Raw genomic sequence first — 10,457 nt, 5'->3', positions numbered from 1 at the left:
TGGGTGGCGTCGCCGCCGGCGCCGCCGGGCTGGCCCAGCCTCTGTGCGGCATCGCGCACGCCCGGCCCGTAGGCGGCGTTCATCACGCTGCCCAGCAGGGCGATGCCGATACCGGCGCCGAGCTGGTAGGCGGTCTCGCCGACGGCCGCCGCACCGCCGGACCGGCCGGCCGGCGCCTCGCTCAGCATCGACTCGTAGCAGCCGAACAGGGTCGTCTCCAGGCCGAAGCCCAGCAGCACGAAACCGCCGATCAGCAGGCCCGGCCTGTCGTGCTGGTCCACGCCGGTCAGGCACAGCACCGCGACGGCCGTGACGACGAAGCCGAGGGCGACCATGGTGCGCGGCCCCAGCAGCGCCAGCAGCCGGGAGCCGAGCAGCCCGGCGGCGATGGCGGCGAGGGAGAGCGGCAGCAGCCGCAGCCCGGTCTCCAGCGGGGAGAGGCCGAGGACGAGCTGGAGGTACTGGGCCGCGATCAGCGCGAGCCCGACCAGCGCCAGCACGGTCAGCACGATGCAGCCCACCGAGGTGCCGAAGGCGGCGCGGGTGAGGGTGCCGAAGTCGATCAGCGGGTGGGGGCGGCGGCGCTGGCGGCGGACGAACAGCGTGATCAGTACGGCACCGGCCAGCAGCGGGAGCCAGCACAGCGGAGTGAGCACCTCGCCGCCGCCCGCCTGTTTGACGCCGAGTATCACCCCGAAGAGGCCGAGTGCCCCCATCACGGCGCCCAGCACGTCCCAGGGGCCTTCGCTGCCGGTGGCGGACTCCGGCAGCAGCCACCGCCCCACCGGGAGACCGGCGGCCATCAGCGGGATGTTGATCAAAAAGACCGAGCCCCACCAGAAGTGCTCCAGCAGCGCTCCTCCCACCAGCGGCCCGACGGCCGCGCCCACCGCGGCGACGGCGCTCCAGATGCCGACGGCCAGGGCGCGTTCCCGGCGGTCGGGGAAGACCTGGCGGAGGATGGAGAGCGTCGCGGGCATGATCATGGCGCCGCCGACACCGAGCAGTCCCCGGGCGGCGATCAGCACGGCCGGGGTGTCTGCGTACGCGGCGACGGCGGAGGCGGCGGCGAACAGCCCGTAGCCGAACAGCAGCACCCGGCGGGTGCCGATCTTGTCGCCGAGCGTGCCGAAGAGGATGAGCAGCGAAGCACACACCAGCGGGTAGGTGTCCACGATCCACAGCAGCTCGATCGAGCCGGGCCGCAGATCCTCGGAGACGGCGGGCACCGCGACGTGCAGCACCGTGGCGTCGACGGCCACCAGGAGCAGGCTGGCGCACAGCACGACCAGGACGACCCACCGGTTCACGTCCCGGCCGGGCCGCCAGGCTCCCGCTCCGTTCTCGGGGACGTCCGCCGCCTTCCGCGATATGGCCGTGGTCGTCCCGGACATGTACGCACCTCCTGTTGCTCTCGCACCCGCGGGGCGGACCGTGGGGGTGGGGACGGTTGCCCGGGTCGCGACACCTGCCCGCGCGGCCCGTTCGGCGTCGGCGTCCGGCCCCGGTGAAGAGGGGCGAGTGCCGGTTAGCGTACGCGAACCGGCGCGGGCGTCCAGCGCTCCCCCATTCAAACGATGGACCACCGCCGGTGCATCTGCCCGAGGCACGGCTCTCCATGACCGCGATTTTCCAGCAGTTTTCCGGCAGGGGGCGCACAAGCGGCGGTTCCCGTCCCGCTGCCCGGCGCTCCCGCACGGTGGCCAATAATCGTCCGAATGACTGACCTCGCCGATCCCGGCACGCCCCCGACGCCGACCGGGCCCGCCGCCGACCGTACGAAGGCCTGGCGCCGGCCCGTCGCCGCGCTGCTGGCGTACGCGGGGGTTCGCGTGCTGGGCCTGGCGGTACTGGCGATCTGGAGCGCCGCCCGCGGCACGAGCGCCCACACGCTGCTCACGGCCCGCTGGGACTCCCTGTGGTACACCCGGGTCGCCGAGGGCTGGTACGGCTACCGGGTGCGGCTGCCGGACGGCGGGGTCCACTCCGATCTGGCGTTCTTCCCGCTGCTGCCGGCGCTGGAGCGGGGACTGGCCGAGATCTCGCCGCTCGCCGCACCGGACGCCGGGATGGTGGTGAGCTGGCTCTCCTCGCTGGCGGCGGCCTGGGCGCTCTATCTGACCGGCGCCCGGCTGCACGGGCACCGCGCGGGCCTGTGTCTGGCGGTGCTGTGGGCGGCGGTCCCGGTCGGTGTGGTGCAGTCGATGGCCTACAGCGAGTCGCTGTTCACCGCGTTGGCCGCGTGGGCGCTGTGGTCGGTGCTGACCGGCCACTGGGTGTGGGCGGGCACGCTGGCGGCGCTGGCCGGGCTGACGCGCCCGGTGGGGGCCGCGGTGGTGGCAGCGGTGTGGATCGCGGCCCTGCTGGAGCTGCGGCGGGAGCGGCGCGGGCCCGGTCCGCGGATGGCGCTGGGGCTGCTGCTGGCGCCCGCGGGGTGGTTCGGGTACGTCGGCTGGGTGGGTTTCCGCACCGGAAGTGTCACTGGATATCTGGACATTCAAGGCCAGTGGGGCAACGGCTTCGACGGTGGTCTGGCATTCGCCGGGTTCATCGGGGAACACCTGAGGGGGACGGTCGTCGGCGGCCTCGGGCTGCTGGCCGGCGTCGCGCTGGTGATCTGGCTGTACGTGCTGTGCGTACGGCAGCGGCAGCCCCCGGCACTGCTGGTGTACGCGGGCGTGGTGGTGGTGCTCGCGCTGTGCGCCAAGGGGTACTTCGGCTCCAAGCCGCGGCTGCTGCTGCCCGCCTTCCCGCTGCTGCTTCCGGCGGCGGCCGGACTGGCGCGGTGGACGCCGGCACGCGCGGCGGCGGCGCTGTGCGCGCTCGCGGTGGTGTCGGCCGGTTACGGCGCCTGGTGGCTCAACGGCTCGGGCCCGCCATGAGGGCAGGGCCGTGCGCGGGCGTGCAGCGCACGGGTGTGCAGCGCACGGATGCGTACGGGGCGGGTGCGTCGGGAGGGTGCAGCGGGGCGGGTGCGCACGTGTGCGTCGGGGGCAGCGCAGCGGGTCCGCGGGAAAACGGAGGCCGGGAGTGGGGAATGGAGAGAATTCGCGCCAACCCCTCTGTGAGCGAAGTCGCTTCACGGTCCGGTCGGACAATCAATCGGCGCCGGAAACGCGGGAGATAAACAGAACCTAAGCCCGCGCGGGGCGCTTTTGCACATCACATCGGCATCACGAAGGGGCCGCCATCGCCGAAGCGGCTCTTCACGCCCGGTAATCTCGATTAGGTGCGTACCGACCGAATCTTCTCCCGGCTGGAGCAGGAGCCTCATCGCCCCCGCGGGCCCTTCCCGCGGATGAGCCCTGTCCGGCTGGGCCTGTTCAGCGCCACGGTCGCCTTCTATCTGGCGATCGTGGTTGCCGTGCTGGGCACGACGTGGCTGGTGCAGCTCGACTGGCAGGTCATGCTCTTCCGCCCGTACAAGCAGTGGCCCGCCATCCACGGCTTCCTGGACGCCTTCGTGGTGCTGGGCCAGCGCGGACCCACGGCGGTGCTGGTCGCCGCCTGGCTGGGCTGGCGCTCCTGGCGGCAGCGCACGCTGCGGCCGCTGCTGGCGCTGGGGTTCGCGTTGCTGCTGCTCAACGCCTCGGTCGGTGCGGTCAAGATCGGTCTGGGCCGGCTGGGACCGCACTACGCCACCGAGGTCGGTTCGGCCGAACTGTGGGCCGGCGGCGATATATTTCCTTCGGGCCACACCGCCAACGCCGTGGTGACCTGGGGCATTCTCGCCTATCTGGCCACCACCCCGCGGGCTCGCCGATGGCTGTCCGTCGTCGCCGCCGTCTTCGCGCTCGGTGTGGGCGCGACCACTGTCTACCTCGGTACGCACTGGGTGAGCGACGTACTCCTCGGCTGGGCGGCCGGACTGCTGATCCTCCTCGGACTGCCGTGGTGCGAACCGGCCATCGCACGGGTGGAGGCACTGGTCTTCGCGCTGCGTGAACGGTTCGGCACGGCGGGGTCATGGCTGGCGCCGAACCCGGCCCCGCCCGCGGCACAGCCGGTGCCCGCGCGGCAGTCCCTGGTCGGCGCACGGGTGCCGGCGCAGGACTCCGGGAACGGCACCCGCGCGGCGATGCCGCGTGCCGCCGACGAGGCGCGCGCCCCGGCCTCCTCCCGTTACTGAGACCTACCCGGCCGGGGTGACCTGCCCGGCCCTCTCACGCCGACGCCGGTCGGCGACGGCGACGGGCGTCAGCCCGGCCAGCAGCGCACCACCTGGCCGTCCTTGACCGCCAGGTTCAGCCGGCCCGTGACGTACTCCATGGTGATGATCGCGTCCGGCGCCAATTGCCGCACAGTGGTCCAGCCGCGCTCCCGGGCGCGCCGTTCAGCCTCCTGGGCGGCGAGGCCGACATACCCGCCCGGGTCGTCGTCGGAGGGTCGGGGTGCGGGGGATTCCGGTGCCATACGCCCACCGTATGCGCACCGGCCAGGCAGCCGGAAGTCCCGCCTTCGCAGCGGCGGCGTCACGCTTGCGTCACAACGCTCGGTGCGCTCCGACCCGTTGCCCGCTTCACTCGTACGGGGCTTGTGAGCGCCCGCCCCGCCCGCAATTCGGGGTGCTTCGTATTCCGTTTGCGGAGCCGTGAACAACGGCGATGACGACTGTCTTATGAATTTCTGAACTGCCCGCGAAGTACTTCTTAAAACTCTCGGAATTTCTCCGCCGGCGAGCGCATTACCGCCCCTCCCGCCCCGTGGCTTCCGGGGCCAGCGAGCGCGACAGCCGGTCCCGCAGCAGTCCGACGTACTCCACCAGTTCCACGGGCTCGCGCACCTCGAAGTCGAAGCCGAGCATGAGCACATGGACGAGCAGCGCATCCAGCGAGACCGCTCCCGTCCGCAGCAGACAGCTGTGCTCGTCCACCGGCTCCAGCGTCCCGGAGGACATCGATATCCGCTCCGCCACCAGTTCCATGGGCGCCAGCAGCAGCACCGTGGCCCGCGCGGGGTAGACCCGGGTGGAGACCCCCTCGGACACCCAGGCGGCCAGGTCCTCGGCCGGCGGTGTACGCGGCTCGAAGCGCGGCCCGTGCGGCGGGGTCAGCGTGATGCGGTCGGCCCGGTAGGTACGCCAGTCGGCCCGGTCCAGGTCCCAGCCGACCAGATACCAGCGGCGGTGGGTGGTCACCAGCCGGTGCGGCTCCACCGCGCGGCGGGAGGAGGAGCCGTCGTGCGTCTCGTACCGGAAGCGCAGCCGCTCGTGGTCGCGGCAGGCGTGGGCGAGCTCGGCCAGGGTGCCCGCGTCGACCGCGGGGCCGCGACGGGCGGCGACCATCGGCACGGTGAACTCGCTCAGCGCGCTCACCCTGCGGCGCAGCCGGTGCGGAAGGACCTGTTCCAGTTTGACCAGGGCCTGGGCGGAGGCGTCCCGGATGCCGTCGACGCCGCCGTCGGCCGCGCCGCGCAGCCCCACGGCGACGGCGACCGCCTCCTCGTCGTCCAGCAGCAGCGGCGGCAGTTGGGCCCCGGCACCGAGCTGGTAGCCGCCCGCCGTGCCGCTGGTGGAATGGACGGGGTAGCCCAGTTCGCGCAGCCGGTCGACGTCCCTGCGGACGGTCCGGGGGCTGACGTCGAGCCGCTGGGCGAGGTCGCTGCCCGACCAGTCACGGTGGGTCTGCAGCAGTGAGAGCAGCCGTAGCAGGCGTGCCGAGGTATCGAGCATGGCAGGAGTCTGGCACCGCTCGCGGACAGTTCCTGTCCGCGGGAGCGTGCCGGGTGCCCACCGCCGTACTACTCGGTGCGGTCCACCCGTACGGCCAGGTCGTTGTTGAGCGTGTAGTAGGGCCTCGCGGTGGTGGTGGGCGGCTCGGTGGCCGCCTCCCGGCCGGTGCGGGGCTCGACGGCGTGCTCGGGGTAGGTGAAGATCCGTTTCTTGTCGGGGACGTCGTCGAGGATGCGCGCGACCCGCACCGCCTCGGCGTCCTTCTCGGGGCGCAGCCACAGGTCCCACAGCCGGCAGCCGGTCAGCGGCGGATACGGCAGTTCGGCGGTGAACTCGCGCTGGTCGGGGCCCTCCGCCGCCGCCTCCACGACGACCGGCTCCTGCTCGCCGCGCCGTGGCCGCGCCTCCAGCCGCGCGCTGGGGGACACTTCGGCCCCGTACAGCCGTCCGCTCAGTCGCAGCCCGCCGTCGTGCACCCGCAGCGCGCCGGCCTCCGCGTGCGGCCAGCGCATCCAGGCCCGGACGCTGAGGTTGCCGTGCTTGGTGGCGTAGGGGATGCGGACGCCCATCCAGCTGCGGCTCTCGTGCGGGACCCGGTCGACCAGCGAGCGCAGGTCGTTGACGCCGGGCGCCAGTCTGCGCGGGGGGCGGCCGGCGAGCACGAGGAAGACGTTCCAGCGGCCCTCGGTCAGCCGCACGGTGCTGGGCAGCGCGGCGCGCAGCGTGCCGGGTTCCGCCTCCTGCACCGGGGTCAGCGGCAGCCGGACCTCCTCCGTCTCGGCCGAGGGGCCCGGGCGGCGGCGCAGCAGCAGACCCACGTCCCCGCCCTGTGCTTCGGCTGCGGAGAGTCTCAGATCGAACGTCAGGCCCCCCGCGCTGTCGGCGGTGCAGTCGACGGCCGGGCCGCGCTGGGCGGACTGTGGGGGCACGGATTCTCCAGCGTTGTGGCGGTTCTTCTCCCCCGCGGCGGTGGGGAGCGGGGCGTGGGCGGTGTCCGTGGCCCCTGGCGTGACGGTCTCGGCGATGCTGCCGCTCATGCGGTGCGTCCTCCCTGGAGCGTTTCCGGTCCGGCGCCGGTGAGCGCGTCCTTGACGGCGTAGGCCCCGCTCAGCAGCGAGGCGCGGGTACGGTGCAGCCCCCGGCTGCCCTTGCCGACCAGGTCGCGGAGTATCGACTCGTAGCGGGCCCCGATGTGGGCGGGGTCGAAGCGCGCCGAGTCGGCGAGCGCCGCCCGGCCCATGCGGTGGCGCAGTTCGTCGTCGTTGATCAGGCCGAGGAGCGCCCCGGCGACGGCGTCCTCGTCGCCCATCGGCACGAGGCGTCCGTCGACGCCGGGGCGGACTATCTCGGCGGGCCCGTGCGGACAGTCGGTGGCGACGACGGGCAGTCCGCAGCGCATGGCCTCCACGATGGTCATGCCGAAGGACTCCAGGCTGGAGGTGACGGCCGCTATCGACCCCTTGGCCCACTCGGGCTCGATGGGGTGGATGGGCCCCATGAGGAAGACGTGGTTGTAGAGGCCGAGTTCATCGATGAGGGCGCGAAGTCCCGGTCGCTCCTGTCCCGCGCCGTAGATGCGAAGTCGCCAGTCGGGGCGTTCGGCCACCACCTTGGCGAAGGCGCGGATCAGCAGGTCGTACCGTTTGGCCGGGGCGAGCCTGCCCGCCGCGACCACCCATTTGCTGTTGCCGTCGGCGGGGGTGACACCGGGGTCGGGCACGCTGTTGGGCACGGCGTCGATCCGGACCCCGGGCAGCCGCAGCAGGCGGCGGTAGTCGGCGGCGTCGGCCTCGGTGACGGTGGTCAGCGCGTCGAGCCGGGGATAGACGCTGCGCAGTACGAGCTTCAGGCGGCGGGAGTGTGTCGCGAGGGTGAGGTGCTCCTGGCCCAGCCGTACGGGGCCGCGTCTGGCCTGGCGCGCGATATGGGTGTTGAGTCCCGGCCTGGTGCCGATCACCACGTCCGCCTCGATGCCGGCCAGATGGTCCCCGATGAGGCGGTCGGTCAGCGCGCTGTACATCGGGTACTTGCCGTCGGCCTCCGGGAAGACCCGGGCGGGCAGGGTGTGTTCGGTGCCCAGGGCCTCGGCGGAGCGCACCCCGCGGGTGTCGACGAGATGGCGTAGTTTCACCCCCGGCCCCGGGTCGAAGACGGGTCGGTCCCGCGTCCGGAAGACCGAGACGACTTCGACGTCGTGGTGTTCGGCCAGGGAGCGCGCCAGGTTGTAGGTGGTACGGACGGTTCCCCCGATGGCGTACCCGTTGTGAAGCAAGAAAGAAATGTGCATTTTACCCGAGTCCCACGCATCCTCGCGGTTCAGTCCCCCTCTGTCCGCCTGCCACCGAGCTAGACCGTTAAGTACCGGGAGGGGTTGGGCGCATTGAGCAGGTTGTTTCAGAAGAGTTCTGAATGGTTTTACTTTTGTGACCCTGTGGTGGGAACTTCTTCTGTGCTTCAGACGTCCAGTCGGTGCCTCGGGCGTCCGGGGACTGAACCGCGAGGATGCGAGGGAGCCGCACCGAACAGCCGCGACCCGAACACACGGCGGCCCCGCCAGGCACCGTGCCTGGCGGGGCCGCCGTGCCCCATGGCCGTGGGCCGGCCGGCAGGGCTCAGACGTCGAGCTTCTGACCGGCGAGGATGAGGTCGGGGTCGTTCCCGATGACGTCCTTGTTGGCGCTGTAGACGTCCTTCCAGCTCTTCCCGTGCGCCGCGGCGATCGAGCCGAGGGTGTCACCGGCCTTGACGGTGTAGTTGCCGGAGCCCTCGCGTGCGGAGCCGCGGTCGGCGCGCGGGGCAGGGCGGTCGTCCGACGGGGACCCGGCCTGCGGCGCGGACTCCTGCCCGGACTGCTGCGACCCGCCGGCCGGCTGCGACGCCTGCGGCGGCGTGCCGGAGGCTCCCGCCTTGACCGAGCAGTTGGGCCACGCACCCCAGCCCTGAGCCTGCTGCACCTTGGTGGCCACAGCGATCTGCTGCGCCTTGCCGGCCTTGTCGGCGGTGGGCGCGTAGGCACCGCCGCCGAACGCCTTCCAGGTGCCGGCCGAGAACTGCAGACCGCCGTAGTAGCCGTTGCCGGTGTTGGTCTGCCAGTTCCCTCCGCTCTCGCACTGGGCGATGCGGTCCCACACTCCGTCGTTCGACGCCGCCGAGGCCGTCGGAGCCGTGGCGGCGAGCAGGGCGAGCGGGGCGGCGAGACCGGCACCCGTGAGCACTGCTGTACGACGCTTGGACAAATCAAACCCTCTCGACGAACCCGGGAAACCCCGTGTCTCCCCCGTGTGGCCGAGTGCCGGTGGACGCATCCGGCGCCCGCACTCGGCTCCACCTGTCCCGGGTGATGCTCGTTGCACCGCCGAGGAATGTAGGGACCGTCTCGCCCGACTTTCAACCAGAACCATGTCTTTGCAGGCCATGCGCCGGTTACCAACTATAACAGCGGTTTTAGGACACCCCCCAAACACCAGCAATTCGGGCAGTAGTTGACAGCGCGACCTCCTCGTTGTGAGTCACTTCACCGGCCGAAGTCTCGTGGCCCCCACAGCTGTTGACGGCGTGTGAGCTCTTCCCCCTCTTATGTGACCGCTTGCGTACGAACAGGGGACGCGCGCAGGCGCACGCGCGTGACCGCGACCACAGATCACCCGTTGTCCAGGCGAACAGGAACCCAAAGCCAGGAGCTCCCGTGTCCCCCATGCTCGATGTCAGCGACGCCGTACGCGCCGAGATCGGCGAAGCAGAAGCCGACAGGCTGCTCGCCGGAGAGAACGACCCAGGAGACTACGACTGCACCTCGTGCCGCGCCCGGGGCAACACCCAGCAGGAGCGCACCAGCACCGTGCTGTTCGTCGGCGAGGAGACCGCCGTCCTCGCCTTCGCACACGCGGTCTGCATCCCGTCCCAGGTGGTGACTGTCACCGAGGACCAACTCCAGGGCGCCGTCCGCTCCCTCGCCGCGGACGTACCCGCACCCGCCACCGGCCGGAGCGCGCCACCTGCCGCGCCTGCCGCCCCCGCTCCGGCCGTCCCGCCGCCCACCGCCCCCTCCCGTGCGGCGACTCCTGAGGGCGGGGCGCGCCAGGCGGTGCTGGGAGTCACCTGCGGGCAGGTCCTCATCGACGACGCCGCCCATCCCGCCCTCGTCGTCGAGCCCACCGGCCCCATCGCGCGCCCCGGGTCGGACGGTCCGGGCGACGACTTCCTGCCGCTGCTGATCGAGCAGGGCTTCATGCCCGTCACCGAGGTCGGACGGCTGCCCGCGCCGGTCGTCGGCTGGTCGGTGCTGGTGGCCATGGGGCAGCTGCACGCCGTCTTCCAGCCCCCCGCCACCCCCGGCGGGCAACCGGTCGCCTGGTGGCAGGCCCACCAGCCGCTCGCCGTCACCGAGGGCTGGCGCACAGCGGCGGCCAAGAGCCACACCGTGGTGGTCTACGCGGCGCCCGCCGGCTCCATCGGCCAGCAGCCCCGCGAGGACCTGCTGCGGGAAGCTCTGGAGAAGGCGGCGGCCGGCGGCGTCCTGGTCGCCGGCACGATGCCGCTGACGGGGACATGAGCCGCCCGCAACCGCCGCGCGCGAACCGCTCCCGGCCGCAGGGGGCGACCGGGAGCGACAGCGCGAACAGACAGGGACAACCCGTGCGATCCGGTCATTCGTCACACGGGACCGCATCCGGGACGCCGCACGGTCGTTGGGCAGACGTGCAGCAATACGAGCCTCTCCGAGCCCACCAACCTCATCTCGGCCACGGGCGCGCGGTGTGCGCAACCGGGGGCCCCGCGGGCCCCC

General features: G+C 72.3%; 9 protein-coding genes. 3 read left to right on the top strand and 6 right to left on the bottom strand.

The window, feature by feature from the left end:
• The coding region (locus tag KBY19_RS34520) for an MFS transporter (RefSeq protein WP_210967415.1) at window positions 1-1,394 on the bottom strand (1,394 nt) is incomplete at its 3' end.
• A 324-nt stretch (window positions 1,395-1,718) separates the two neighbouring features.
• On the opposite strand from KBY19_RS34520, the gene KBY19_RS34515 reads away from it, so the two are divergent.
• Window positions 1,719-2,882, top strand: a complete 1,164-nt coding sequence (locus tag KBY19_RS34515; protein WP_210967414.1) for a glycosyltransferase family 39 protein — start codon at window positions 1,719-1,721, stop codon at window positions 2,880-2,882.
• A gap of 347 nt (window positions 2,883-3,229) precedes the next feature.
• The gene (locus tag KBY19_RS34510) at window positions 3,230-4,129 is read left to right on the top strand and encodes a phosphatase PAP2 family protein (protein ID WP_307842761.1); all 900 of its coding nucleotides are present in this window, start codon (window positions 3,230-3,232) and stop codon (window positions 4,127-4,129) included.
• Window positions 4,130-4,197: 68 nt separating this feature from the next.
• Here the strand turns inward: KBY19_RS34510 and KBY19_RS34505 are convergent, their stop codons facing one another.
• The 5 genes from KBY19_RS34505 to KBY19_RS34485 all read right to left on the bottom strand — a co-directional run bounded on the left by KBY19_RS34505 (window position 4,198) and on the right by KBY19_RS34485 (window position 8,907).
• Window positions 4,198-4,413: an I78 family peptidase inhibitor gene (locus tag KBY19_RS34505; protein WP_185016451.1), complete on the bottom strand. Its 216-nt coding sequence runs from the start codon at window positions 4,411-4,413 to the stop codon at window positions 4,198-4,200.
• Window positions 4,414-4,684: 271 nt separating this feature from the next.
• Entirely contained in the window at window positions 4,685-5,671 is a 987-nt protein-coding gene (locus KBY19_RS34500) for a YafY family protein (protein WP_210957568.1), read from the bottom strand.
• A 68-nt stretch (window positions 5,672-5,739) separates the two neighbouring features.
• Window positions 5,740-6,708, bottom strand: a complete 969-nt coding sequence (locus KBY19_RS34495) for a hypothetical protein (protein WP_210957569.1) — start codon at window positions 6,706-6,708, stop codon at window positions 5,740-5,742.
• A complete protein-coding gene (locus tag KBY19_RS34490) occupies window positions 6,705-7,958 on the bottom strand; it encodes a glycosyltransferase family 4 protein (protein ID WP_185016454.1) in 1,254 nt (417 codons plus the stop codon). The genes KBY19_RS34495 and KBY19_RS34490 overlap by 4 nt, the downstream gene beginning before the upstream one ends.
• A 325-nt stretch (window positions 7,959-8,283) precedes the next feature.
• Complete coding sequence (locus KBY19_RS34485; protein ID WP_247691719.1) at window positions 8,284-8,907, bottom strand: transglycosylase family protein; 624 nt, start codon at window positions 8,905-8,907, stop codon at window positions 8,284-8,286.
• Window positions 8,908-9,365: 458 nt separating this feature from the next.
• Between KBY19_RS34485 and KBY19_RS34480 the strand changes: the two genes are divergently transcribed.
• The gene (locus KBY19_RS34480; protein WP_185019335.1) at window positions 9,366-10,223 is read left to right on the top strand and encodes a hypothetical protein; all 858 of its coding nucleotides are present in this window, start codon (window positions 9,366-9,368) and stop codon (window positions 10,221-10,223) included.
• Window positions 10,224-10,457: the final 234 nt, after the last annotated feature.

The sequence above is a fragment of the Streptomyces sp. B15 genome, assembly GCF_018070605.1.
Lineage (GTDB): Bacteria > Actinomycetota > Actinomycetes > Streptomycetales > Streptomycetaceae > Streptomyces > Streptomyces smyrnaeus.
The sequence above is the reverse complement of the archived record's forward strand: the minus strand, read 5'-3'. Positions and strand labels throughout refer to the sequence as shown.

What these genes read in the sequence shown, in the direction of transcription:
- KBY19_RS34505 (WP_185016451.1), bottom strand. Translation starts at nt 4,413, where the DNA reads ATGGCACCGGAATCCCCCGCACCCCGACCCTCCGACGACGACCCGGGC.
- KBY19_RS34515 (WP_210967414.1), top strand. Translation starts at nt 1,719, where the DNA reads ATGACTGACCTCGCCGATCCCGGCACGCCCCCGACGCCGACCGGGCCC.
- KBY19_RS34490 (WP_185016454.1), bottom strand. Translation starts at nt 7,958, where the DNA reads ATGCACATTTCTTTCTTGCTTCACAACGGGTACGCCATCGGGGGAACC.
- KBY19_RS34495 (WP_210957569.1), bottom strand. Translation starts at nt 6,708, where the DNA reads ATGAGCGGCAGCATCGCCGAGACCGTCACGCCAGGGGCCACGGACACC.
- KBY19_RS34500 (WP_210957568.1), bottom strand. Translation starts at nt 5,671, where the DNA reads ATGCTCGATACCTCGGCACGCCTGCTACGGCTGCTCTCACTGCTGCAG.
- KBY19_RS34480 (WP_185019335.1), top strand. Translation starts at nt 9,366, where the DNA reads ATGCTCGATGTCAGCGACGCCGTACGCGCCGAGATCGGCGAAGCAGAA.